24 protein-coding genes are annotated in these 25929 nt (G+C 46.6%); 4 read left to right on the top strand and 20 right to left on the bottom strand.

Going from position 1 to position 25929, the window contains the following annotated elements:
* Window positions 1–23 precede the first annotated feature (23 nt).
* Complete coding sequence (locus KNP87_RS02820) at window positions 24–1544, bottom strand: GGDEF domain-containing protein (RefSeq protein WP_214720755.1); 1521 nt, start codon at window positions 1542–1544, stop codon at window positions 24–26.
* 79 nt (window positions 1545–1623) lie between these two features.
* Window positions 1624–3018: a class II fumarate hydratase gene (gene fumC / locus KNP87_RS02815; protein WP_214720754.1), complete on the bottom strand. Its 1395-nt coding sequence runs from the start codon at window positions 3016–3018 to the stop codon at window positions 1624–1626.
* Between the two features lie 116 nt (window positions 3019–3134).
* Here fumC and KNP87_RS02810 point away from each other — a divergent pair, with 116 nt between their 5' ends.
* Window positions 3135–4442, top strand: a complete 1308-nt coding sequence (locus KNP87_RS02810; RefSeq protein ID WP_214720753.1) for a hemolysin family protein — start codon at window positions 3135–3137, stop codon at window positions 4440–4442.
* A gap of 41 nt (window positions 4443–4483) precedes the next feature.
* Here KNP87_RS02810 and KNP87_RS02805 read toward each other — a convergent pair whose 3' ends face one another.
* From KNP87_RS02805 to KNP87_RS02795, 3 genes are read right to left on the bottom strand one after another with little or no spacing between them, the layout of a single operon-like run.
* Window positions 4484–4879 (bottom strand): ribonuclease HI family protein, encoded by a 396-nt coding sequence (locus KNP87_RS02805; RefSeq protein WP_028106088.1) that lies wholly within the window; start codon window positions 4877–4879, stop codon window positions 4484–4486.
* Window positions 4872–5831, bottom strand: coding sequence for a CobW family GTP-binding protein (locus KNP87_RS02800; protein WP_214720752.1), 960 nt, complete (start codon window positions 5829–5831; stop codon window positions 4872–4874). Before KNP87_RS02800 ends, KNP87_RS02805 begins: the two co-directional genes overlap by 8 nt.
* Before the next feature lie 11 nt (window positions 5832–5842).
* Entirely contained in the window at window positions 5843–7033 is a 1191-nt protein-coding gene (locus KNP87_RS02795) for an HD domain-containing protein (protein WP_214720751.1), read from the bottom strand.
* Window positions 7034–7180: 147 nt separating this feature from the next.
* Here KNP87_RS02795 and KNP87_RS02790 point away from each other — a divergent pair, with 147 nt between their 5' ends.
* Window positions 7181–7663 (top strand): hypothetical protein, encoded by a 483-nt coding sequence (locus KNP87_RS02790; protein ID WP_026832747.1) that lies wholly within the window; start codon window positions 7181–7183, stop codon window positions 7661–7663.
* A 254-nt stretch (window positions 7664–7917) separates the two neighbouring features.
* Here KNP87_RS02790 and KNP87_RS02785 read toward each other — a convergent pair whose 3' ends face one another.
* The 10 genes from KNP87_RS02785 to yvfG form a co-directional block, all read right to left on the bottom strand.
* Window positions 7918–8490: a deoxycytidylate deaminase gene (locus KNP87_RS02785; RefSeq protein ID WP_026832746.1), complete on the bottom strand. Its 573-nt coding sequence runs from the start codon at window positions 8488–8490 to the stop codon at window positions 7918–7920.
* Window positions 8491–8539: 49 nt separating this feature from the next.
* The gene (locus KNP87_RS02780; RefSeq protein ID WP_026832745.1) at window positions 8540–9760 is read right to left on the bottom strand and encodes a toxic anion resistance protein; all 1221 of its coding nucleotides are present in this window, start codon (window positions 9758–9760) and stop codon (window positions 8540–8542) included.
* Window positions 9747–10493: a 5-bromo-4-chloroindolyl phosphate hydrolysis family protein gene (locus KNP87_RS02775; RefSeq protein ID WP_026832744.1), complete on the bottom strand. Its 747-nt coding sequence runs from the start codon at window positions 10491–10493 to the stop codon at window positions 9747–9749. The genes KNP87_RS02780 and KNP87_RS02775 overlap by 14 nt, the downstream gene beginning before the upstream one ends.
* Before the next feature lie 269 nt (window positions 10494–10762).
* Window positions 10763–12109, bottom strand: a complete 1347-nt coding sequence (locus tag KNP87_RS02770) for a sodium-dependent transporter (protein ID WP_026832743.1) — start codon at window positions 12107–12109, stop codon at window positions 10763–10765.
* Between the two features lie 219 nt (window positions 12110–12328).
* Window positions 12329–13213 carry a diacylglycerol/lipid kinase family protein gene (locus KNP87_RS02765; protein ID WP_214720750.1) on the bottom strand — a complete coding sequence of 295 codons (885 nt, stop codon included), beginning with the start codon at window positions 13211–13213 and terminating at the stop codon, window positions 12329–12331.
* A complete protein-coding gene (locus KNP87_RS02760) occupies window positions 13210–14727 on the bottom strand; it encodes an ABC transporter permease/substrate-binding protein (RefSeq protein WP_119923146.1) in 1518 nt (505 codons plus the stop codon). The genes KNP87_RS02765 and KNP87_RS02760 overlap by 4 nt, the downstream gene beginning before the upstream one ends.
* Window positions 14724–15455: an ABC transporter ATP-binding protein gene (locus KNP87_RS02755; RefSeq protein ID WP_214720749.1), complete on the bottom strand. Its 732-nt coding sequence runs from the start codon at window positions 15453–15455 to the stop codon at window positions 14724–14726. The genes KNP87_RS02760 and KNP87_RS02755 overlap by 4 nt, the downstream gene beginning before the upstream one ends.
* A 155-nt stretch (window positions 15456–15610) precedes the next feature.
* Window positions 15611–15817 (bottom strand): hypothetical protein, encoded by a 207-nt coding sequence (locus KNP87_RS02750; protein ID WP_026832739.1) that lies wholly within the window; start codon window positions 15815–15817, stop codon window positions 15611–15613.
* A 60-nt stretch (window positions 15818–15877) separates the two neighbouring features.
* Complete coding sequence (locus KNP87_RS02745) at window positions 15878–16489, bottom strand: NUDIX hydrolase (RefSeq protein WP_214720748.1); 612 nt, start codon at window positions 16487–16489, stop codon at window positions 15878–15880.
* Window positions 16486–16716 carry a protein YvfG gene (gene yvfG / locus KNP87_RS02740; RefSeq protein WP_235184650.1) on the bottom strand — a complete coding sequence of 77 codons (231 nt, stop codon included), beginning with the start codon at window positions 16714–16716 and terminating at the stop codon, window positions 16486–16488. Before yvfG ends, KNP87_RS02745 begins: the two co-directional genes overlap by 4 nt.
* A gap of 80 nt (window positions 16717–16796) precedes the next feature.
* Between yvfG and KNP87_RS02735 the strand changes: the two genes are divergently transcribed.
* Both KNP87_RS02735 and KNP87_RS02730 read left to right on the top strand, forming a co-directional pair.
* Entirely contained in the window at window positions 16797–18371 is a 1575-nt protein-coding gene (locus tag KNP87_RS02735) for an FAD-dependent monooxygenase (protein WP_214720747.1), read from the top strand.
* A 32-nt stretch (window positions 18372–18403) separates the two neighbouring features.
* Window positions 18404–18712 carry a hypothetical protein gene (locus tag KNP87_RS02730; protein ID WP_026832735.1) on the top strand — a complete coding sequence of 103 codons (309 nt, stop codon included), beginning with the start codon at window positions 18404–18406 and terminating at the stop codon, window positions 18710–18712.
* Between the two features lie 75 nt (window positions 18713–18787).
* On the opposite strand, the gene gpsB is transcribed toward KNP87_RS02730, so the two are convergent.
* The 5 genes from gpsB to KNP87_RS02705 form a co-directional block, all read right to left on the bottom strand.
* Complete coding sequence (gene gpsB, locus KNP87_RS02725; RefSeq protein ID WP_051524806.1) at window positions 18788–19108, bottom strand: cell division regulator GpsB; 321 nt, start codon at window positions 19106–19108, stop codon at window positions 18788–18790.
* Window positions 19109–19113: 5 nt separating this feature from the next.
* Window positions 19114–19674: an SLOG family protein gene (locus KNP87_RS02720; protein ID WP_026832733.1), complete on the bottom strand. Its 561-nt coding sequence runs from the start codon at window positions 19672–19674 to the stop codon at window positions 19114–19116.
* The gene (locus KNP87_RS02715; protein ID WP_214720746.1) at window positions 19671–20855 is read right to left on the bottom strand and encodes a ribonuclease H-like domain-containing protein; all 1185 of its coding nucleotides are present in this window, start codon (window positions 20853–20855) and stop codon (window positions 19671–19673) included. Before KNP87_RS02715 ends, KNP87_RS02720 begins: the two co-directional genes overlap by 4 nt.
* Window positions 20852–23116: a DEAD/DEAH box helicase gene (locus tag KNP87_RS02710; RefSeq protein ID WP_119923150.1), complete on the bottom strand. Its 2265-nt coding sequence runs from the start codon at window positions 23114–23116 to the stop codon at window positions 20852–20854. Before KNP87_RS02710 ends, KNP87_RS02715 begins: the two co-directional genes overlap by 4 nt.
* 120 nt (window positions 23117–23236) lie before the next feature.
* Window positions 23237–25906: a PBP1A family penicillin-binding protein gene (locus KNP87_RS02705; protein WP_214720745.1), complete on the bottom strand. Its 2670-nt coding sequence runs from the start codon at window positions 25904–25906 to the stop codon at window positions 23237–23239.
* Window positions 25907–25929: the final 23 nt, after the last annotated feature.

The following is a 25929-nucleotide window of genomic DNA, read 5'->3' as shown; positions in this document are numbered from 1 at the left end:
AGGAGGTCTGGATTCTTTTTGATTCAGGGTAAACGAATGATCCATTGGCGGATTTGTTCTTCCAATTGATCACGGTCGAGTGGTGAAAGACAATAATCCGTCACACCACGTTCCAAGGCGTGTCCCAGTAACTGATTTTCTTCCGGAGCAATGGCAATCGCTTCAATGATTCCTTCCCGGGACTGTTTCCATTCATCGAGCAGTTTGAAGTTATTTGCCGCCAACTGATGCAACGGTAACACACAAAGTTGAAGCGGGGCACAGGTCGTTTCCTCGTAAGGTGTGACCTGAAAATGATATTTCGCATGATCCGGCAACGCAAGTGGCGCCAACTGTTCAAATGATTGTGACTCAATCTTAATCAATGCCGTGATTTTTTCTTTTGCAGTCGACGTCGTGTACGCTGCCACTTGATTTCTGCCGTTTCGTTTGGCTTGATAAAGCGCCTCATCTGCTTCCGATGTCATTTCTTCTAAATCCATCGTCGGATGGTCGATAACTGTCAGACCAATTGATACTGTAATTTTTAACCCGTTCGGGAACGTATGCCGTTCAATCCTAGCCCGGACTTTTTCCATCATATCTGTTGCATGGTCCGCATGATCTGCACTGAACAATAACATGAATTCTTCGCCGCCAAAACGGATCAGCTCATCTTCTTGCCGAATAGCTTGCTTCGTTAAGACAGCGAGTTCTGCCAATACTAAATCTCCTGTCGGATGACCGTGTAAATCGTTAATCCGCTTGAAATGATCTAAATCAAAGATCGCCAAAGCAAACAATTGGTCGTCCCGTTCAAGACGGGATGTGCGCCGTCGGTACGCATTTTGAAGATATTTTCGATTAAACGCTCCGGTCAGTTCATCAACTAAAATCGTCGAAGAGACGGTTCGTAATTTTCGCAAAAGTCGCTTCAGACGAATCTGCCGTTCCTCGATTTGTACGGTCTCATCCCAGTAATCGTCTGTCCCGAGTGCGTAACATGATTGACGGACAGATGCGTCGTTTGGTCCGATGATGATCAGTGGGATGAAGGAAGCTTCGACTTTTTTAATCAATTTGTGTACTAAAGCCTCATCGGTCATTCGGATGATATCATGATCGATGAGCATCGCATCGACATGTAAGTCATAACCCACTTCGAGCGTATCTTCGATCGAACCAAAAAAACGTGTCATATACCGTTCATTTTCGAGCGATTTTTTCCATTGAATGTTATCTAAAAATCGTTTGGTCACGGAAAGAATCATCTCTTTCCGAATGACTTTTTTACGGCTCCGTGCCGAAAGATGATCGATGACCGGAGCAAGCAATTTCTCGATTTGCTCGTGCGCGACTTCTTCCGTTTCATCCTCCAGCTCACTCGCCCATCGTGCGGCTTGCCGTTCAAAAAAATCAGCTTGATCTTGTTTGCTAAATCGTTTTAACCACTGCGAAAAAACAAGTAATTCTGCTTTAGGAACAGACTCCATCCGAAGCAGCCGTTCCACCATGAGAATGGTTTGATGAATTTGCTTTTCAGTTTCTTTTTGTTCGGTTTCCACGAGCCTTCCCCCTCTTTCTATACAGTCGAAAAACAGCAAGTTCGACTGAAGAGAAAACGAGGGAAACCCTCGTTTTCAATCATGCTTTTAAGTTCGGGCTGACCATATCAGCTGGAACAATCCATTGCTCGTATTGTTCTTCCGTCAAAAGACCCGTTGCGAGTGCCGCCTCTTTTAAGGTTGTACCCTCTTTATGCGCTGCCTTAGCAATCCGAGCTGCATTTTCATAGCCGATATGCGGATTCAGCGCTGTCACTAACATCAATGATCGTTCGACGTTTTCGGCAATGACGGTCCGTTCCGGCTCGATGCCGATTGCACAGTGATCGTTAAACGAATGCAGAGCGTCTGTCAGCAGGCGGACAGACTGGATGAAATTATACATGATGACCGGTTTAAAGACATTCAATTCAAAATTACCTTGGCTCGCTGCAAAACCGATCGTTGTATCGTTTCCAAGTACTTGTGCCGCGACCATCGTCAAGGCTTCACTTTGCGTCGGGTTGACTTTCCCAGGCATGATCGAGCTGCCGGGTTCGTTTTCTGGAATCGTGATTTCACCGATTCCTGCACGTGGACCGGATGCCAACCACCGGACATCATTGGCGATTTTCATCGCATCCATGGCGAGCGCTTTGATCGCACCATGTGAAAAGACGAGTTGGTCATGACTTGTTAAGGCGTGGAACTTATTTTCCGCACTGACAAACGATTTCCCCGTTTCTTCGCTCATCTTTTCGGCTGCCCGGTCTCCGAATTCCGGATGGGCATTGATTCCGGTTCCGACTGCCGTCCCGCCAATCGCAAGCTCCGTCAACGGCTCTAACGTCAACTCAATCATCTTTTTCGATAATTGCAACATGCGGACCCATCCACTGATTTCTTGACCTAACGTAATCGGTGTCGCGTCCTGCAAATGGGTCCGTCCAATCTTGACGATGTCGGAGAAGGCTTTTGCCTTTTCATCGAGCGTCGCCTGAATCGCATCAACAGCCGGCAACAACTGATCGATGACGATTGTCTTCGCTGCGATATGCATCGCCGTCGGATATGTATCGTTTGAGCTTTGTGATTTGTTAACGTCGTCATTCGGATGAATGACTTGCTCGCTTCCACGTTCACTTAATTTTCGTGTTGCGACACGCGCTACGACTTCATTGACGTTCATGTTCGACTGTGTGCCGGACCCCGTTTGCCAGACGACGAGTGGAAAATCATCATCAAAATGTCCAGCGATGATTTCATCACACACTTCCGCAATGACTTCCGCCTTCTCCGCATCAAGGACACCTAAATCACGGTTGGCCAACGCCGCTCCCTTTTTTAGAACCGCAAACGCCCGGATGATTTCGATTGGCATCTTTTCCGTTCCAATCTTAAAGTTTTCCAAGCTTCGTTGTGTTTGTGCTCCCCATTCTTGTGCTTGTGGGACACGAATTTCCCCCATCGTGTCACGCTCTAATCGATATTCCATATTAAAGTCCCCCTTTATCTGCTGATACATTAATAGTTTAACGGAAACCGGTCCGAATGGGAATGATGGAGGCGAGTTTGGGGAATAGTTTGTTATCGAAAAGGAGTGAATGCTTGATGTGGTTAATTAATTTAATGATTGTCCTCGTTTTGATCTTGGCAAATGGTGTGTTTGCAATGACGGAGCTCGCCTTGCTGTCATCAAAAAAACAAAAACTACAACAGTATGCGGACGACGGAAAAAAGTCGGCCCAAATCGCGCTTGATTTCCTCGAACGTCCAACGGACCTGTTATCCACTGTACAAGTCGGTATCACGTTGATCGGTATCATCAACGGTGCCTTTGGTGGCGCTGCCTTGTCGGCCCCTTTAATTGACTGGTTGTCCGGTTTTGACTGGCTTGCCCCTTACGCGAGCACCGTCGGTTATATGATTGTCGTCACGATCATCACCTATTTATCGCTTGTCATCGGTGAACTTGTCCCGAAACGGATTGCTCTTGTCAGTCCGGAGCGTGTCACGATGGTCCTGGCTCAGCCGATGCGTTTTTTCTCAAATGTTTTAAAACCGTTCATCTTCATCTTAAGTAAATCAACGAGTGTTATTTTTCGACTGATTGGTCTGGATCGACTTCAAACGGAAGATGAAACGGAAGATGAGGTCAAACAACTTTTGATTCGCGGAACAAAAGAAGGAACCTTTGCGACCTCTGAAGCAGAACAAGTTTCACGTGTGTTCGCCTTTCACGATCAGCTTGCCTATGAGCTGATGGAACCGCGCACCGTGACCGAATGGATTGATTTGACGGACTCTCCGGAACAGATTTTAAGCGATTTACGACGAGCGAAACACCGGAATCTTCCGGTTGGACATGGTGATTTGGATCATTTTGTCGGCTATATCGATGCAAAAGAAATTTTGGCTGCCGATCAACCGACTACCGTCATCGAATCGTTAATCCGGACACCGCTTATTGTCCCCAAACAATTACAAGCAACGGTTTTGCTCGAACGGATGCGTAAAGAGACCGTCTCAATTGCTTTTGTACTGGATGAGTACGGCGGTTTTTTAGGAATGATTACCTTATTTGATATCCTCGAAGCCTTTGTCGGTGAAATTTCGACTGTCGAAGAAGAACCCGAGCTCGTACAACGGAGTGACGGGTCGTATCTTGCCGACGGATTACTGCATATTGATGATTTAAAACGAACCCTTGGCATCAAAACAGACTTGCCGGGTGAGGAAAAAAACAGCTACCATACGGTTGCCGGACTCGTCTTATATCTCCTCGGCGAATTTCCGGTCCGAGGCAGTCATGTCGTCAGCAACGGATACCGCTTCGAAGTCGTCGATCTGGACGGGCGACGGATTGATCAAATTTTAATCGAACCACATGAGACGACGGACGGCGAAACGTCGTCATAAAAAACCGGCACGGTCTAAACAGACCGTGCCGGTTTTTTGAATCAATATTCGTTTAAAGCATCCTTTGCTACACGATCCGCTTTATTCTCTGACCGTGGAATCCACTTAACAAAAGCGAGTGGCAACCGGCTAAACCGTTCGAATGCAGGATCAAAATAAATTTGGATCCGTTTATTTTTGGCGAATTCGCGTTCAACTGCCAAAGAAACCGCTTCTGAATCCGTCCGGAAGGAGAAAACACTTTCGCCTTGCGACAACAGTTCTTCTGCCAATTCAACGGCTTTTAAAAACGCCTGAAATTCGGCTTCATGATTATTCTCGGCCGTGATTCTAAAAGTCCGTTCAATCACCTGTCCTTCTGAATTTTTGCAAAAAATCCCGACTGCCGCATCATCATTTGATGGTCGGACCGCTCCGTCAAAATATAACTCAACCATTTGCTATCGCCGCCTTTACGCCTGTTCGAATCGCTTGTTCATCTAGATTTTTTCCGATGAACACCAATGTCGTTTGTTTTTCTCCCTCAAATTCACCCCGTGCTGCCGTTCCATAAATCATACCGGTTCCTTGTAACACGATTTTTTGATTCGTATCGGCAAAATGAATGATTCCTTTATACCGGTATAAATCCTCCGCATAGGCTTCTAAGATTTCCCGAAGAACGGCTCCAAAACGTTGCCGATGGAGCGGCATCCGCTCCGTAATCGTCAATGCCGTAAACGATTCCGCCGCTTTTTGCAGACCGTCTGTTTGTTGTGCCAGACGTTCCTCTTCTTGTTTTGGAAAATGGAACGTCTCAAATAATGGTTTGAGATCCGTCTTCGACTGAATCGTCGGAAGAATCAACGCTGTCGGATTCAGACCCGCTAATCGTTCCGTGACCAGATTGACTTCAGAATCAGAGATCAAGTCGACTTTATTTAACAGGATCGTATCCGCAAATCCGATTTGCCGGACATTTTCTTCAAATGCGAGCTGTCGTTCCAATTGGAAAGCATCCACGACGGTAATGACACTCGACAGTTGATACTGCTGTTCAATAGCCGGCTCAAAATAAAAGGTCTGCAGAATAGGTCCCGGATCTGCGATGCCGGTCGTTTCAATGATCAAACGATCAAAGGTCATGTCTCCCGTCCGTCTTTTTTTCGCGATCCGCAACAGGGCATCACGTAAATCTCCGCGAATCGAACAACAGATACAGCCGTTCGTCAGCTCGATGACTTCTTCATCGCTTCGTTCAATCAAAGCTTCATCAATATGGACGGCGCCGACTTCATTGACAAGCAAGGCTACCTTTTCGACTGGATCCGTGACGATGTGGTTTAATAATGTTGTTTTTCCGGCTCCTAAAAATCCGGTAATCAGTGTCGTGCGAATACGTTCTGACATGCTTCCACTCCTTAAGACTGTTGGGTTTGTCTCCACTTTTCTTTTCGCGCATCCAACAGATCAATTGCATGTAAGTACCAGGCATCGGTTGTCTGTGGTGTTACGCTCGAACCCCATTCTTTTTTACCATGATGCGATAAAATCATATGCATCAATCGATGGTATTGTGGAACCGGTAATCGAATGGCCAGTTGCTGAAGCGCCTGTTCCAACACGAAACAGCCGTAGGGCATATGCCCGACCAGAACACCGTTTGGATCAAGCGCAATGCCGGATGCCTGGTCTTCTTCCGTTTCAATTTGAAGCAAACGCGCAAATCGATCGGATGATGCACCCAGGTGCGTATATTCGAAGATTTTTCCGATATCATGCAATAAGATTCCCAGTAATAACTCGTCTTGACGCGGTGCTTCATTTAACAAGGCGATTGATCGGGCCGCTTGATACAAGGCGTCAAAACTGTCATCCCAAGCAAACTGTCGCATTTCCCGGTCATTCGCTTGGAATAAGTCATTTTTATGATCAGCTTCTGCTTCTTGAATACATTGAAGCAATGTTAAATTGGAGCGTTCAGACTGACAGATCCCATATCCAATCGTCATCATACAGGCTGTATGCTTCAGTAATCCGCCGATATAGGCATGATGGTGATAGAGTGCTGCCGGACGGGTCGAAAAATCGAACCAATACGTTTCCAAGACCCGATGTGCGATTTGCCGCAGCGGCTCCTCCATCTGATCAATCAATCCGATCAGTTGATCGCGGTACAAGCTAGGTGATTCTGAAGCCGGCATCTGCGGTAACAACATCGCTCCGGATACATCATGGACGGCTTGAACACGCTGGACCGTCAATGATTTATTACCTGAGTCCACCGGGTACTCTTCCACTTTCGCCTTGACATGAACGATTCCCGTCTCGAGATACGGACGCATGGCTTCTTCTGCCGTTCCTTGGTTTAACCATTGTTTTCCTTTACACGTTCCACTCGGGGAGTTGAACGTAAATTGTAACCATTGTCGCCCGGTTTGACCGGTCTTAATTTCAGCAGAGGCGACGAGTAATGTCTCTTCCACCTGTTCACCCGGAACATGATCTGCAATTAAAAATCCAACAGCCGATTCAGGAACTTCCAACTGATAAAGTTCACCTTGATAAGCGGGCATTTCATAGTCAGGAATGGCTTTAAATAATCGAATCATCGTCAATTCCCCTCTCGTTTGCTCTGCTTTCCATCATATCAAATCTGATCTCACGATGGAATGTCAAAACAATCATTGTAAGCGCTTCATTTATGTTTTAAGATGACAGTAGCATACAAATTATCCACTATAAGGAGGAATACTGGGATGATTACTTCATTATCTGCATGTTATGACGATGTTGTCGCATCAGACGAGCTCGCCCCACCTGATGTCACGACACGTGAACAAATTCGTCAAGCCGTTTCGGCATACGATCCGTTTATCTCTAAGGACCCTTGTTTACTGCACGAGTTGATCCGGCAAGAGATTACGTCGGCTTGCAGTTACGTCCAGTCGATTGGGTTAACCGTTCGCAGTGATCAAGTCAAACTATTGGTGCTCTCATCCTTCCGTTCGGATGCCGGTTTTGATGTCGATGAATTGAATCGCATGTCTTCGACTACTTTAAAGCGCCAAATCACAACACATGACGTTGTCTTTTCTCAATTCATTCAACAGCTGTTTCTTCACCAAACACAAGATGATATCATCTGCCAACGTTTGATGAATGTCTTAGCAGGTGCCACCGCCAATAAATGCAAGACACGGGCGTCACGCCTTCACGATTCATTAACTGTTACATTATAATACAAAAAGTCCTGACTCCAGTGAGTCAGGACTTTTTTCAACGACCTGGCATTCCAGCTCCTTGATGGGCATTTCTTATGAAAATGCGGCATTCCGCTTCGTCATATTCTATATACATCATTGCAGAATTTTGGAAGAGTGTCAAATACTTTTTCAAAAAAAGTGGGACAATCTCTGTAGAGATCATCCCGAATGGAAGAGTGAATAATTACCATGGCAATGCTTGATTTCATCATACAACGCGTTGGAAGCGTTTACAAGTCTTTATCGAAAATTCTTTCAAGAAAATATTCTTCCGTCAAAGGACGATGGATCACTTCAATTCCACTCTGCCGCATTAACGTCAATCCATCCCCATATTCATATCCTGTTGAATAGACGACACGATCAATTTTAGACGCAATCAGAGCCAGACTACAGGCATGACACGGACTGTGCGTGACGTACGCCGTCGCATGACGGGCACTCGTCGAGTCTGCCGCCAGTTTTCCAAGCGCGTTGATTTCGGCATGAATTTCGTTTAGCTTGGACCACTCATGATGTTCTTCTTGATTGGTACAGCGGTAAAACATCCGCCCATTATGTAAAACGGACTCGGTATCCTTGACCTCGTCGATCGAAGCTTTATATAAAACCCCAGCTTGTTTTAAATAAATCTCGTTACAGTTGACGTGTTGACTTGGTGTCCCATTGATTCCGATTGAAATCGGTTTTTCGTCTTTTACGATGACACAGGCAACAGACTTCGAGGCACATTTCGAATGACGATCCGCCATCATCCGCGCAAATAAAAGCCACGTCGTATCCCATTGTTGTTGTTTCTGCACGCTGTTCTCCCCTTTATATAAACCACTAAGGAACACGTAAACGTGTTCCTTAGTAAGGTCGATTTGGCAACTCCCGACTTTTCGAAGCAACTTCAATCACTTTTTGTTTTAATTCGTTTTCCATGCGTTCCAGTTCGTGTTCCGCATCCCGACGTTTTTGTTTTCCGTCTTGTTGAATACGAAGCGTCTCATCTAATGTCTCAATTAAGTTTTGATGGGCGACTTTTAACGATTCGACCGAAACAATTCCTTTTTCATTCTCTTCTGCAATTTCAATCGATGAATCTTTTAAGAGACGAGAATTTTGTTCCAATAATTGATTGGTCGTATTCGTGACATCTTTTTGCATTTGCAGGGCCGTTTTCTGTCTTGATAGACTGAGTGACAGCACCACTTGGTTCTTCCAAAGTGGAATCGTATTGACGACTGCCGACTCAATTTTTTCCGCCAAAATTTGATTGTTTTGCTGAATGACACGAATCTGAGGCGCCATCTGTAAACTGATTGTCCGCGATAATTTTAAATCATGGATTTTCTTTTCGAACCGATCCGCCAGTTGAATCATGTCATTCAACTCTTGGAGCCGTGTCTGATCACGCGTCCGTTCGACTTCCATCCGCAACGGTTCGATCTCATGCTCTCGGACATGCGCAATCTTCGTTTCACCGGCAGCAATATACAAGTTCAACTCTTCAAAGTATCGCTTGTTTTTTTGATACATCTGATCGAGTAACGTGATATCTTTCATCAGACCAAATTTTGAACGATCCAGATTGTGTACCACTTCTTCCAGATAAGCACTCATTTTTTCATATTGTAAGAAATATGTTTCGGCTTTTTTCTTCGCTCGTCCAATGACCGGTACATTCGACCAAAAACTTTTCTTTTCTTGTAAAGTGTCCGGATCCATTTGACGAACTCGTTGCATCAAATCTGACAGCAACTTTCCAGCATCGCCGCCATCTTTCATCTTCACTTCACTTAAGACTTGATCAGAGAATTGCGATAACTCCCGCTGAACCGGTGCCCCGAACTGCATGACGGCATCCGATTTTTTCAAGTCGATCACTTGGAGCAGCCGCTCGATTTTTTGACGTTGCTCTGCCGGAACATCATTCGGAATCATTTCTTCGACCGGTCGGCTTGGCACCGCTTGATGAGCCGGTGCTTCCGCAAGGTTAACGTCCACCGAGGGATCGGAAATCGTAGGTTGTGTCGCTTGTTCTTCATCTGGCCATTGTTGCCAACTGTTGTTATCAGAATGGGTCATGTTTATAACTCTCCTCCTGTTTGCGTTGTTCGGACTCTTGTGCCAACACTTTTTCAATCGTCAACAATTCACGTTCTAGATCAACCGTATCTCCTTCCAAAAGGAGCGATTGTTGTTGTTTTAATTTTTGGGCAATCATTTTGAGGTTGGATTGCAATTGTTCCCGCGTGTCGACCTGAACTTGTGCTCCACGTCGTTCTAAATCCGCGAATTTTTCGGAAATCGAGAGTAAGGAATCCAGATAAAACGTAAAGAAGTCCCGGACTTTTTTCACTTCACGTGGCGAGGTGAACAATTCTTCAAATAAGACGTGCGCCTCACGGGATACGATTCGCATTTCAGAACGGACTTCACTGTCACGGATGGACGGAATCAGTTGATCAAACGACTGTAATTTGACAAATCCTTCCTCCACCGTACGCTGCAACACTTGCAGTTCCAGATCATCCGTTTCATCAAATCGCCGCGTCGCCTGTTCCGGTTTTAAGATGACACTGCCGACAAACTCATCTTCATCATCCAACAGTAATTTCTTTTTGACGTTTTTTCGTTTAAGTTCCGTTGATTTTCGCTCTGTCCGGTAACGTTTGCCCGGTTTCGCACGGTATCCGCTCCAAATGAACCACAATCCTAACGCGATGAAGATACCGGAGAAGTCCAGTGCATCTGCAACTTGAAGAAACACGAACATCAGACCGATGGAACCAAGTACCCACCATGTAGAAGACTTCATCTCATCACCTCTTTCAGTTGATCCATCTATTTATCCTGTGTGTTAGATGTGTCGTTACTTATATCTTACCATTACGGATCATATAACAAAAAGTTTCCCGTTTTCGCGAAATGTTAGTCCTCCCGCTATTCTTATTTCACCATAATCTATCCACCGTTACATCCGTCTCAAGTTTGATTTCTGAGAACCGGTGCGTAGGCAGACAAAAAAACAGCTGATCTGCTTGGACTGCAGATCAGCTGTTGGAACACGATTTATTTCTTGAAGTATCACGAACCGAACAACGGCCAGATTAAGATGATCAAAATCGCGATCGGACTCAGGTAACAGACGCTAAAACGCCAGAAAGGAAGCATTCGTTTCATCATCGGACTCGTCACCAGCTCCTGTTCGACCAAGGCACGGTCCAACTTGAATCCGGCAAAAAACGAAATCAGCAACGCACCGATCGGCATCAGGATATTCGAGACCGTAAAGTCCATCCAATCAAAAATCGTTTTATCCATCCATGTCAACTCACTTGCGAGACCAAAGGAAAGTGCTGAAGGGATTCCGATGAGCGCAATCAATCCAGTTGCAATGATCGTATTGCGTTTTTTGTCTTTAAACGTCGCAGACGGCTTCCGGTCTGTAATGGACGAGACGACCACTTCCAACATCGCAATCGACGACGTGATTGAAGCAAAGGCGAATAATAGGAAGAACAGCGTCAAGAAAATCGAACCAAATTGGATTTGACTGAAGACCGTCGGTAAGACGATGAACAACAGCGCCGGTCCTTCCGCCGGGTCAAGACCCGATGCGAAGACAGCCGGGAAAATCGCAAATCCGGCCAATAATGAGACGACGATGTTCAGCGAGACGATCCAGACTGCCGAACGATTGATTTGTCCCCGCTCTTTCATATAAGAGGCATATGTCAGCATCGCTGACACCCCTAATGATAAGGAGAAGAACGCTTGACCCAACGCACTAAGGACCGATGTCCGGCTAAGCGCTGAGAAATCCGGTTCAATGAAGAAGCGGACACCTGCCCCTGCTCCTTCAAGCGTCAACGAGCGGACAACAAGAACGATGAAACAGAGAAACAGTAACGGCATCATGATTTTACTCATTTTTTCAATTCCAGCTTGGACGCCGCGTAAGACGATGACACACGTGATGATCAGGAAAACCAACTGTCCGGTGATGGCGTACAGCGGAGAAGCTGAAATTGTTCCGAACAACTCTCCTAAGGCCTCGCCGTTCATCGTGGTCAGACTGCCGGAAAAACCGAGGACCGTGTAGATCAAAACCCATCCTCCGATGACACTGTAGAATGAAAGCAACAAAAAACAAGCAATGACACCAAGAACACCAATGAAGGTATATTTTTTATGGCCTAATTCGGAGAAGGCACGTAATGCTGTTTTCCCACTTGTACGTCCAATTAAAAACTCAGCGATCAGCACAGGTAATCCAAGTAGCAAGGTAAACGCTAAAAACAGCAGTAAAAATGCGCCCCCACCGTTTGTTCCTGTCGTATACGGGAACTTCCAGATTGCCCCCAGACCAATCGCTGATCCTGCCGCTGCTAAAATAAAACCGACTTTCGAAGCCCATGCATTTCCTTTCATGGTGCTCGACCTCCTTTTCAAAAATACTTTTCCATTGTACAAAAGTTCAAGCCGGAAGTCATCCTTTATCAAACATTTTCTTTAAAGCGTCAAAGCATAACCGCATATTCGTGATAAATCGTCTTTATTTCCGTGGAAAAATCAAAAAACCGGAGACTGCCTGTCTGACTGACAAGGGGTCTCCGGTTGTATGATGGTGAAGCTTTTACGCCCTTCACCTTAGTTCATAGGACTGACACGTCCACTGTACATCTTTAAGAATTCCGGCAAAACTTTTACTTCAATCGGTGAATGCATCGCTTTTTCACCATCCGTATCAATGACTTTGGGTGAATCCGTTTTTAAGGTAAATCCGCTCGTCAACAGATGTGTAAAGGATGGTTCATTGGTTAAGCCAATTTTTTGCAGGATGACGTCACGGATCGTCGTCAAATTGACTTCATCGACGATTACAAGATCCAGTTTCCCGTCGTTGTAGGCGCCTTGGGACAAGTTCGTTTCAATCCCGCCTAACGATTCGCCGTTCGCCGCTAAAATCAAGACAGCCTCTCCGGTCATCTTCTGTCCTTCCGCTAACTCCAGTTCATAGGAAAACGGTTCGGCTTCCATGCTGGAACGGATGGTCGAAAGATAATAACCCATCTTCCCGAGACGCGCCTTTTCTTCCGTATCAATGCCGATCGAGGCCTCTGCCACGAGTCCTAAACCGACGAAGTTCAGGAAATACGTATCATTTACTTGTCCAAGGTCCACCTCAACGATTTGCTGGGTCGCAATCATTTCCGCGGCGAGCCGTGGCACCATTGGCAACCCTAACGTTCTTGCAAAATCATTACACGTCCCGCCTGGAATAATCCCAAGAATCGGACGTTTGTCCAGTTTCGCAATTCCGTTGATGACTTCAAACACGGTGCCGTCTCCACCAATGACAACGAGGGCGTCGAAGTCGCTTGATTCTTCGGCAAATTGAAGGGCGTCCAGCGCCTGTTTCGTTTGTCGGATGACAATTTCATCAAACATGGCGGCTAAGGGATCAATCACCTCTTGTAGCAATCCGGCCCGATTGGTTCCGGCCGTCGGATTACTGATCAATAATAACTTCATTGGATGATTCCTTCTTTCTCGAGATACTCGCGTGCCACTTGGTTGGCTGTTTTTCCGCCATAAGCTACAGCTTCATTCATTTGTGACATCTCGGCATCGGAAATCTTTCCGTCTAACCGTTTCAGTGCCTGCTCAACTTCCGGATATTCATCCAGTGTCTCTTGTCGTAACAGCGGCGCCCCCTCATACGGCGGGAACAACTGTTGATCGTCTTCTAATACGACCATATCGTACTTCGCAATCTCAGGATCAGTCGAATAGGCATCGATGACTTGGATATCCCCCGACTCAATCGCTTTGTAGCGTAATTTTGGTTCCATCGTCACGACTTCTTCAAAGTTGACGCCATACTTCTCTTGTATTCCTTTGTAGCCATCTTGACGGTCTTTGAACTCTAACGTAAATCCGGCTTTTAACTGTCCGGCAACTTGCTGTAAATCAGAAATCGTTTTTAAGTCATACTGTTCGGCAACCTTTTTTGGAACAGCCACCGCATACGTATTGTTGTAATTCATCGGCGGGAGTAACGCCAGATCTTGTTTGACCAGACCGTCCCGTGCTTGTTCAAAAACAGCTTGCTTTTCATTTGAAACCGGTTTTTCATTTGTCAGACTGGCTAAAACCGTTCCCGTGAATTCCGGATACAGATCAATGTCACCCGATTGCAGGGCTTTATAAACAAAGGTCGTTTTTCCGAAATTCGGTTTAACTTGAACATTCAAATCGGTTTCGTCCTCGATGACCAATTTATACATGTTCATCAAAATTTCCGGTTCAACGCCCAGTTTTCCGGCGACGACCAAATCAGGTCGTTCCGTACGTCCAAGCGCAAACGGTGTGATGATGAGCGTCGCAATTAAAGCGACCGCAACAATCAAGCGCCCTTTTTGACGTTTCTTCGTCGCCACTTCCGTTTGTCGTAATAAGCCGTCAAATAAAAGGGCTAACAATGCTGCCGGAATCGCCCCTAGTAATAACAGATAGTTGTCATTCCGGTCAATCCCGAGCAAGATGATCGACCCCAGTCCTCCTGCGCCGATCAGCGCTGCAATCGTCGCTGTCCCGATAATCAAGACCATCGCTGTTCGCACCCCGGCCATCATGACCGGTAACGCGAGCGGAAGTTCAACTTTTAACAGGCTTTGCGTCGGTGTCATCCCGCACGCGCGTGCCGCCTCTTTAATCGAAGGATCCACTTCTGCTAATCCCGTATACGTATTGCGGACAATCGGTAAAAGTGCATATAAGACAAGGGCAATGACCGAAGGAACGGTCCCGATCCCGACAAGAGGAATCATCAGACCGAGCAAAGCGAGTGAAGGAATCGTCTGAATGACAGACGTGACTCCAATCGACCATTCGCTCATTTTTTTGTTACGGGATAGATAGATGCCCAGTGGAATCGCAATTAAACAGGCAATCACGAGGGATAGGACCGATAATTGAATATGTTCAATCAAGGCTTGCAACAGTTCGGTTTTCCGGTCTTGATACGTTTCTAACAAACCTGTCATTGAACGATCCCCCTAACTTGACCCATGAATTCCTTCACGAACGGGTCTTCACTCGCTAAAATGTCTTCTTTTGTTCCAATAAGGACAATTTCGCCGTCATTCATCAGACAAATCCGACTTCCGAGTTTCAACGCCTCATTCATATCGTGCGTGACAAACAGAATCGTTTTTCCGAGCTCATCATTTAACCGTAATAAATCATTTTGCAATTGATCCCGTGAGATCGGATCGAGCGCAGAAAACGGTTCGTCCATTAAGATGACATCTTGTTCCGCTGCCAAGGCGCGCATGACACCAACGCGTTGTTGCTGACCACCCGACAGTTCGCTCGGGTATTTTTTTCTCAGGTTTTCAGTCAGACCGGTCAGATGAAACAGGGTTTTGACCCGTTCGTCAATCTTCTTTTTATCCCACTTCAACAATTTCGGGACGACCGATACATTTTCTTCGACTGTCATGTGCGGAAACAGGGCAATCTGTTGCAGGACATAACCAATCTGGCGGCGCAGTTCATGCTCGTCAATCGACATGATCGGTTGCCCGTTAATCCAAATCTGGCCTTCTGTATGATCGATTAACCGATTGACCATTTTCATTGTCGTGGTCTTGCCACAACCTGAAGGTCCAATCAAACAAAAAATCTCGCCTTTTTCAACCGTAAAATTCAATTTTTGGACCGCTTTTGTTCCGTCTGGATAGGTTTTACCGACTTCCTTGAATTCAATCACACACGATCCCTCCACCATCTTTAGTTTGTAAGCACATTTCATATGAGTTCGTTATTATCTTTGTAAAATTTCCCTCATTTTCCTATTATGAAACCTGCTTTTCCTTCCTTCAGACAACAAAAAAACCGGCAGAAACAATCTGTCCGGTTTCTTACTTATTTTGATTTCCGTTCTAATAATTCAATTTCCGATTTGATCAGAACTTGTTTCTCAAATTCAAAACCAAGTGATTCAAAGTTTTTCGTATGCGAAAGGTCTCCTACGACAGTATTCGTCAAGACTGCCGTCACTTCTGCGACCCATCCTTCTTTTGTTTTCACCATATCACCGACGATATAATCAAATAGCTCTTCTTCTTCCATCTCACTCATCTCCTGACACGTTCAGATATTCTTAATCATATAAAAGAACTGTTGAAAAAGCTAGTATTGCGTTAAGGTCCGCAACATCTGCCGCAAGATTTTCGCCGTCAGCCCCCAAATCAGATAGGCTTCATGTTCATAAAAATGTTCAACGGTTTTATACGTCCGGTCCAAATAAGCGTCACGATTCGCCATGCGTTCGGTCGGTACTTTCTTGCCCGGACGAATCCGCCACTCCATCTCTCCCTGAATCGGTTCTGCCGCCAGTAAGTCGGCGAGCGATACGAAAAAGATATGATCGACTTCCATCGGTGACGGGTGAATGTCCGTCGCCGTTAATATCCCGACATAGGGATAGATGATCGAACGGTTGGGTGTGACCAACGGTTCAAGTGTGCCGATGACTTCGATGTTTTCTTCCGTTAGGTTCAACTCTTCCGTTGTCTCTCGTACGGCCGCTTCCCGCGGTTGCTCTCCGGGATCAATCCGTCCGCCCGGAAAGGCAATCTCACCGGGTTGCGAACGTAACGTTTTGGCACGGACTTGAAACAAGACATGGACTCCCCCGTCTCGTTCGATCAGTGGGACCAATACCGCTGCTGCGTTTTTCGGGAGCCGTTCCGTCGAAGATTCAAATGCTCGTTTGACATCACTGAGCTGAAAGTCACTCATCGTGCTTCCTGCGCGACTTTCTGATAAGCCTCTTCCAAATGACGCATCCGGACAATCAAATCGGCATTTTTAGCAATTCGGTCGGCTAAAATCGATCCCGCCACTACCTTATAATAGGCATTGAGGGCTTGAATGGTTGTCATATGGGCTTCGTTTTGACGTGTGTATTCTCTGAAGTTGCTCATCAATCGTTCTGTCGTAAATAATTGCTCGTTCACTGGTCTCATCCTTTCAGACGGTTGCCCGCCAAGTCGATAGTTTAATGGTAGCGAGTTTTGGCTAAGAAGTAAAATAAGGGGGGCTATCCGTGAAGAAAAAAATAGATGTTTTGATCATCGGTGCTGGACCAACCGGTTTGACATTGGCGCTTGCCTTGTCACGGTATGGATTGACGTTTCGCATCATCGAACGGGCAAGCGGTCCGTCGGTCGTTTCAAAGGCCATCGGTATTCAGGCCCGGTCGCTTGAATTGTTCGCACGTCTTGGTGTAGCCGATGCTCTAATGGAGAATGCCATTAAAATTAATCAAGGGAACTTATACGTTAACGGGGCTTGGCAAGCAAAGCTTGACTTTACCGATTTAAACACACCGTTTCCGTTCGTTACCTTATTGCCTCAAAGTGAAACCGAACGCATTCTTGAAACACGCTTGCAAGAAGATGGACATCAGGTGGAACGCGAAACCGAATTGACCGGCTTTGCACAGTTCCCGACGTTCATCAGTGCCTCGATTCGAAAAGACGATGTCACTGAAACCGTCGATGCTTCCTTTATCATTGGAGCAGACGGGGCCAACAGCTTTGTCCGGCGTGAACTTGGACTGCCGTTCAGCGGCAAATCCTTTAAAGAGTCGTGGGCACTTGCGGACATCGAGGTCGATTGGCCGTTGTCGTCTGAAGAAGTGCATATCTTCTTTTCCGATCATGGTGTCATCGAATCGTTCCCGCTCCAATCCAATTTATTCCGAATTACCGGCAACTTAACGAATGGTGCGGTTCCAACCGACCACGCAGCCATCGAAGATTTTTTGAAAAACCGGGCCAAAGTACCTTTTACCCTTAAGAAAGTTCACTGGTACTCCATGTTCCGCGTCCACAATCGCATTATTGAGAAGTTTGGTCACCACCGCATCTACTTAATTGGAGATGCCGCCCACATCAATTCGCCCGTCGGTGGGCAAGGCATGAATACCGGTATTGCCGATGCAATGAACTTGGCATGGAAGTTATGGTGTGTTCACCGGTTTAAGGCCAGTTTTCCTTTACTCGATTCTTACAGTGTCGAACGCAGGGAAGCGGCGCGCGGTATCTTACGCTCAACCAATCTCGCCACCGAACTGTTGCAAATCAATGTGCCTTTTTTATTGCCCTTACAAGAAAAAGTCATTCGAAACAGTTTAAAAATCACGCCACTCCATCATTATGTCACCAATCGAATCGCGCAACTCAACAGCAACTACCAAGCATCCCACCTGTTCGTCACACAAGGACGGTTCCCGCTTCTGACACCACGTCCCGGTGAGCCGATGCCCTACAGCGAAGTCGTGAATCCGCGAACGAAAAAAAATGAACTTTTGTTACGACGGGCGGACCGCAATTTCCTGCTGTTGCTCTTTTTACCGCGTCAATCGGATGACGCGACACTTCTACCGTTTAAAGAACTGGCTTATTCCTATCCCGATTTGTTCGAAACCGTCCCCATTCATCAGGAGCTGAAGGACGATGGTGTCGTCGATCAAGGCGGTGAACTCGCACGGAAGTTCGGGATTAAACAAGCGGGACTTTATTTGATTCGTCCGGATGGATATATTGCGTATCGTCAACAAGGATTAAAAATCAATCCATTTTCGCGTTATCTTGAACGTTTACTTTATGCCCGTTAAGGACGTATGATAAAGATGAGGTGAACAGATTTATGGATGTGAACACAATACGTTTAATATTGATTGCCGTGCTTGTTCTTGCGTTTCTTGTGATCGTTTTGCGACGCACAAAAGAATCGTTACGTTGGGTTCTGCTCGGTGAAGAATTTGGAGAAAAAGGGGAACGCTTGGCACGTGACTATGACCGGTTGGATCAAGCCGGTCTTGAAGTACGCATCGAACGTGGCATCAAAACGTCTTTTCTTTTCCGCCGCTTCAGCAAAAACTTAGATGATCGGGTTGCCGTCTATGTCGTGAAAGAAGATTTACCTCGTGCAGAGGATCTTCTCAATCGATCGTAAGACAAACCAAAAAGGACTTCTCGCCTGATCGAGAAGTCCTTTTTAGTTGTTGGCGTGTCATTGAAAAGACTGCCATCATTCTTCGTTGTGCGGACGACCGAATACGGCTTTTTCCAAATTCGAAATCCGGCGTAGCATGTCGTAGTTCGAGGGATTGGCAGGTGCCGGCGCCACTTCTGGTTCAACACGACGCTCTTCCCGTTTGATCCCGACAGAAGAAGACGCCTTCGCTTCTTCCAACTCACGTTTTAAACGATCGATTTCTCGCTCAAATCCTTCGTAATCTTTAATGACTTGATCCAAATAACCATCCACATCTTCGATGACGTACCCTCGAAGCCCTGTTTTGAATTCCTTTTTGTAAATATCATCTGCTGTCAATAACGGCTTATACATACGCTTCACTCCCATTGATCATTGTAGTTCTGTTCCTGCTCCATCATCGCCAAGTCGTCTTGTGTGATCAAGAACAGCTGATAATCGGACCGTTCCATCTCTAGTTTAGCACGTTCCACCAAATACTTAGCGGACCCTCCGTGTTCCTCATCAAACACGGATAACAATCCCTGACTCTTCTGAATCATGAATTCGGTTTTATTTCGAAACTGAGAAGGATTTTCGTAAGGCTTTTGGCTAATCGCATCCACAAAATCGGCTTGATTTAACACGGCACGATATTGCGCTTGAACCGGTTCTTTCCATTTCGCCTCTTGTTCCAGAAACGGCAACAAAATACCTAGACGGATGTCCGGATAATCTTCCTTCAATTCAAGAATGACTTCACATGCCCACAGCTCACATCCAGGCGCAGCACTCGTAATAAACCATGTCGTCCCCATCTCTTCAATCAAACGGATCAGACGTTCCCGGTAGGCGGCTTTTAAAATCTTAATCCCGGGGTGTTTTTGATCAAATATCCCCAGTTCGTTTGGCTTATAGCCGGAGACTGCCACAACATTCATTGCTGACACTTCCTTTGCAGACGTAAACTTCGATGATTCAGTTCCGTGATCAAGCGTTCGCGTCGCGAAGACAATAACTGGTGCTGCTCTAACATCTTTCTTGCCTGTTCAGTATAATCATAAGCAACGTCGGATCGTTTTGCAATGTGCTCGGCCCATTTGGCCAGTTCGATATACCCTTCATATGTCTCGCTTTTTTGAAAACAGTCGACGGCTTCTTCGTATTGGCGGAGTTTCTTGTATAAAAATCCCTGCCGCAACCACCCTTGAGCCGTCAGTTCTTCCGCCTGTCCAAAGTGTTTGACCGATTGCTCATGGATGCCTAAGTCGGCTAACCAGACAGCGATGTTCTCCCGGATTTGTGACGACGCGTCTTGCCGGTGCGTCACGAGCCGGTTGCATTCATCGTACAGGCTGACTAAAGTCAGGCAGTCATGGAGATGGTGCTCGAGAACGCCGTCCATGATTGCCGGATTTTGATGTTCGACATATTGAAAATAATGCATCGGTGCCAGAAATCCCGGTAAATCATCTGTCCGTTCAAATCCGATTCGTTCTTCCATCCGTGTCAGTCGATACGAATCGTACAATCCTTTGAACATCCGTCGACAGACGTGTAGTAAGTCTAAATGCCCTACTTTCGGCAGACGGGGGACCCGTTCTCGGACAAACACATGACGGGTCTTGATTTGTGGCCAGTCAAAACTCTTTCCATTGTATGTCACAAAGCGAACATCTTCCCCGATATCATGCAGAAAATGGTGGTACAAAGCCGCTTCATAATGCGGATGCGGTAAAAAATATTGCCGCATCAACAAGTCGCCTTTTTCAAAACGTGCGAAGCCGAGTAAAAAAATCGTTGTGCCGGTTCCTTTTAATCCGGTCGTTTCTGTATCGAAAAAAATGACTTGTTCCAGCGGGACATCGAGTGCAAGCGGTGGATGCGGAAGCTGAAGGGATTCAAACACCTCTTCAAACGAACGATGTCCATGCTGAGCTGTCAGCGGATAACGGTGATCGATGCGTACGATCCATTCCTCTTCAAAGGTGAGAATATCGGCTCCTTTTTCCAACCAAGCCGCTTGTTCCGCTGTTGCCTGTTGTTCCTGTTTCGTCGGTGACGGTTTTTCTTTTGGTTCTGACTCCGTCGTCTTCAACATCCGTCTCAGTTTATTTTTCATGATAATTCCGTCTCCATTTCAGCAAGCATTCGGATCGTCCGTTCTTTTTCGTCTGCGAGACCGACCATCCCGATACACGCCGGACAACCATCCTGACAGGGACACGTTTCAATCGAGTCCCGCGCTGCCCGTAACATGATGTGACGTTGCTTGTATATCGATGCGGCGAGACCGACTCCCCCCGGATAACGGTCATACAGATAGATTGTCGGTTTTTGAGTATGCGTTGCCTTGACTTGTGGAACGACAAAAACGTCACTTGCATCACACATCAAATACAGCGGGGCAACGCGACGCAGGCTGTTGGCCACTCCTTCGAGCACTTGTTCCAGTTCCGTGCTTGATGTCGCGCTTTCCGGCAATGAAAACCAGACACCGGTCGTGTGGATTTCCCGTTCCGGCAAATGAATCGGTCCAGAGCCAATGTTTTCATGGGTTCCGAACTTGATTTTCTTGAACATCGTTGCCATTCCCCGGACACTGACATCTCCCCGCGCCACACTGAATGCTCCGTTCGTATAACTTTCATCTTCATCCAAAACAGACAACTCGACGGAAAAATTGGCATCGGTGTAATAATCCACATCTACAGCACGGACAAATGCTTTTTTCTCTTCAAAATCCAAGACCTCGACTTGATACTGATCGGCACCGTGAAGATAAATCGCCTCATCGTGCAACAATGTCATCGCACTAAACGTATCCATTTCGCCAATCACACGATTCGGGACATCGGTTTGATCGACGATGACGACATTTTCCTGATCACTCGAGCGCAACGAAATGCCATGCGCGGGAAACGCGTCATTCATCCAATAGTAGCGTTCTCCCCGTTGATTCAAAACACGTTCCTCCACGAGATACTCCAAGATATCTTCCGTCTCCAAAGTACCAAATGATTCGCCTTGGCGAAACGGGAGTTCGAATGCCGCACACTTGATATGATCGACGGCAATGATTAAATTGTCCGGATCCAAACGAGCAGCTTCCGGTGATTGATTTAAAAAGAGTTCCGGTCGTTCGGCAACGTATTGATCGAGAATTCCGGACGACGCCACTAAGATGATCAACGCATCGTCCTGACGACGCCCTGCTCGTCCCGCTTGTTGCCATAAAGAAGCAATCGTTCCGGGATATCCATTCATGATACAGACTTGCAGTTGACCGATGTCGACGCCAAGTTCCAAGGCATTGGTCGAGACGATTCCGGTGATTTCACCCTTGCGAAGACGTCTTTCAATATCACGACGTTCACTCGGCAAATAACCGCCTCGGTATCCTTCAATCGATTTCGGGCCGAGTTCGTGGCGAATGAGACTTCGCAAATACGTCAACAACACTTCGACCCGGACACGGGACCGGGCAAAGACAATCGTCTGAAATTTCTTTTTGATGAAGCGGGAAGCCAACTGCTTGGTCTCAAGTGTGGCCGAACGCCGGATCCCGAGTTGAGCATTGACGATGGGCGGTTGATAGACGATAAAATGTTTCCGTCCGGTCGGCGCTCCATTGTCATCAATCAACTGAACCTTTTTTTCGGTCAATCGTTCTGCCAACTCTTGTGGATTGGCAATCGTCGCACTTGTCATGATAAAAATCGGATCACTCCCGTAATAACGGCAAATGCGGCGAAGCCGGCGAATGACATTGGCGACATGACTTCCGAAGACACCTCGGTACGTATGCAGTTCATCGATGACGATGTGCGATAAGTTTTCAAACAGCTCAATCCACTTCGTATGATGCGGCAAAATACCCGAGTGTAACATATCCGGATTCGTAATGACGATATTGCCGGCTTTCCGAACTTTTGTCCGGATTGTCGGCGAAGTATCGCCGTCGTACGTAAAACAACGGATTGGAGCTTCGAGATCATCAATCAGTTCGAGCAGTTCACTATTTTGATCCTGTGCCAAAGCTTTGGTCGGGTACAGATACAACGCTCGGGCATTCGGATTCGCTAACAGATGACTTAAAATCGGTAAGTTAAAACAATACGTCTTCCCGGATGCCGTTGGTGTGACGATTACGGTTGATTCCCCACCTTGTACAGTCCGGAAAGCTAATTCTTGATGACGGTACAACGACGTAATCCCCCGCTTTTCCAGAGCCTGCCGCAAGCGTTCCGGCATTTCGTTTGGAAACGCAGCGTATCGACCGGGTGTCGCTTCCATTGTTTTCATATATGTGACGCGCTCCATGAAGGCGCGATCGGTTTTTAACTCTTCTAAATAGGTGACAAGTGATTGTCTCGATTCCATTGCCCCACGTCCTTCCTCTTTCCCATTATACAAAAAAAAGAAGCAAGACCGAAGAAACTCATTCGCTTCTTCGGTCTTGTTCATCTTAACGGGTCATTTGACCTGTCAATATTCAATTGCTTATTCGGTTTCTTCCGGTGCCGGCGCATTATCATTGCCCCGACCTTGATTTCCATTTGCCGGACGATTGTTTTCTGATTGTGTGGATGCTCCACTGTTTTCATCATCAGCCGGCTCGTCCGTCGTCGGTTCATCCGTTGCCGGTTCATCCGTCGTCGGTTCGTCCGTCGTCGGTTCATCCGTCGTCGGTTCGTCCGTCGTCGGTTCATCCGTCGTTGGTTCGTCCGTTGCCGGTTCATCCGTTGCCGGTTCGTCCGTCGTCGGTTCGTCCGTCGTTGGTTCGTCTGTTGCCGGTTCGTCTGTTGCCGGTTCATCCGTCGCCGGTTCGTCCGTCGTTGGTTCGTCCTCTGTCGGCTCTTCCGTTTCGACTTCAGCAACTGTCACTGTCGTCGAGACCGGTCCGGACTGCTCACCGGATGCTTTAGCGACGACCGTAAACGTCGTCCGTCCCGGATCCAGTCCGCTGATACCGATTCGATTCGTTGAACTTGTACCAATAACCGACTGTTGTCCGTCCGGATCCGTCATTGATACTTCAAATGACACACTGTCATAGCCGTTTGTCCGTAATGCTGAATCATTGTAACTCCAAGTCAATTCACCAGACTCCGATTCTTCATTGTAAGATGCTTGTAAGCCAGTCGGAGCTGGTACGGCCTTTTTTTCGACAACCGGTTCTTTTGTTCCTTTGACGTACAGTTCGTCACCGATGCTGAGAACCGAACTTGGTTGTTCGAAAGGTGCCGGTGTCCGGTCACGTGTTTTCGTGACGAAATCTTTCCAAATGTTTTGAGCCATCGTACTGTTGGTTGGTCCACTTAGCCCTAAATCATTGTTGTTGCCGGATTTTGTTGTTCCGGTCCAGACACTGATCGAGACATCCGACGTATAACCGGCAAACCAAACATCTTTATAAGCATTCGTTGTTCCGGTTTTACCGGCGGCGTCAAACGCAAGCGCTGCGCTTGGGAATGTTCCGCCTGGTTTTAAGACATCACGCAACATGTCAGTCAACATGTATGCCGTATAATCTTCCATTGCTTTTTTCGGTTTGACGGGTGATTTGATTTTTGAGCCGTCACTGTATTCAATCGTCTTGATGATGTGCGGTTTGATATAATCTCCGCCGTTACCAAGTGTGGCGTAAGCGGACGCCATCTGTGTCGTATTGAATCCGTGTTTCATTCCACCGATCGCATACGCTGGTGAAATCGACTCATCCTTTTCTAAATTCAATCCAGATTTAGCAGCGAAACTCTCCACCGCATCGTCTCCGATTTGTTGGTACGTTTGAATCGCCGGTGTATTGGCTGAAATTTTGAGCCAATTTCGAATCGTGTTTGTTCCCCGGTATCCATCGTAGTAGTTCCCGATGTTTTTCCCGTTGACTTCTGTTTCTTGGTCCGTCAACATTTTTGCCGTTGACCACTTCTCATTTTCAATCGCTGGTCCGTACGCGAAAAATGGTTTTGCCGATGATCCCGGTTGATGCGGTTCTTTGGCAAAGTTACGGCGCGAAGTACCTGTTCCGGGATTTTTACCATCTACGATCCCTAGAATCTCACCTGTTTGTGTATTAACAGCAGTCGCAGCAGCCTCGGCATAATCCGGTAACTGAACAACTTGGTCTTTTTTGATTGCTTCGTTCATATAATCATGCATCGGTTTATCAATCGATGTATAGATTTTTAATCCTTGACCGTAGATGTCTTTTCCTTCAAGACCAAAGACATCTTCCAATTCTTGCGAGACCATGTCGAAGATGACGCTGTCGTATGCGGCATCATCCGTCGATTTTGGTGCCGGATCAATCAATTTCGAAATTGGTTGCTCGACGCCTTGATCACGTTGTTTCTGTGTGATGACGCCGGTCGTCAACATCGCATCGAGGACCTGCGTTTGGCGTCCTTTCGTCAACTTCGGGTCACCGTTGATCGGATCATAGGCAGACGGACGCTGGGGCAGACCCGCAAGCATCGCGCCTTCCGCATAATTCAGTTTATCAACGGGTTTGTTGAAGTACGCTTTTGAGGCGGTTTGAATCCCGTATGATTCTTGACCGTAATAGTTTTTGTTCAAGTACATTTCAAGAATTTGTTCTTTCGTATAATCCCGTTCTAAACGAATCGCCAACCATTGTTCCTGTACTTTACGGGTGATGGTTTTATCTGAACTCAAGAAAGACTGCTTGATGACCTGTTGCGTAATGGTCGAAGCACCTTCTGATCCAAAGCCATCTGTAATGTTGGCAATGATGGCGCCGCCTAGTCGACGGAAGTCAATCCCGTTATGTTGATAAAAACGCCGGTCCTCAATCGCGATGAACGCGTCTTTGACGACATCCGGGACTTCTTTGATCGATACATATTCTCGGCTCGTTCCGCCTTTTTTAATCTCTTCTTTGTTGCTGGCGTAAATTTTCAGCGGAAGGGCATCCCGAAGCTTTGATTCATCGAGCTCCGGCGCTGTGGCGATCGCATATGCGGCAAATCCGCCACCCGCTAGCATCATGACAATAAATAATCCGGTGGCGACGAGTAACAACTTTTTCCAAAGCGGTCCTTTTCCACCGGCTCCGCCTGTCTTTTTCTTTTTCGGACGTTTTGTCCGGTTCGTTTGTTTGGCTGACGTCTTCGTTTCTTCACGACGCGCGACACGACTTCTTTCCATATGCTATCCTTCTCCTTCAATCT

The organism is Exiguobacterium sp. s192, assembly GCF_018618795.1.
Classification (GTDB): Bacteria; Bacillota; Bacilli; order Exiguobacteriales; family Exiguobacteriaceae; genus Exiguobacterium_A; species Exiguobacterium_A undae.
The sequence above is the reverse complement of the archived record's forward strand: the minus strand, read 5'-3'. Positions and strand labels throughout refer to the sequence as shown.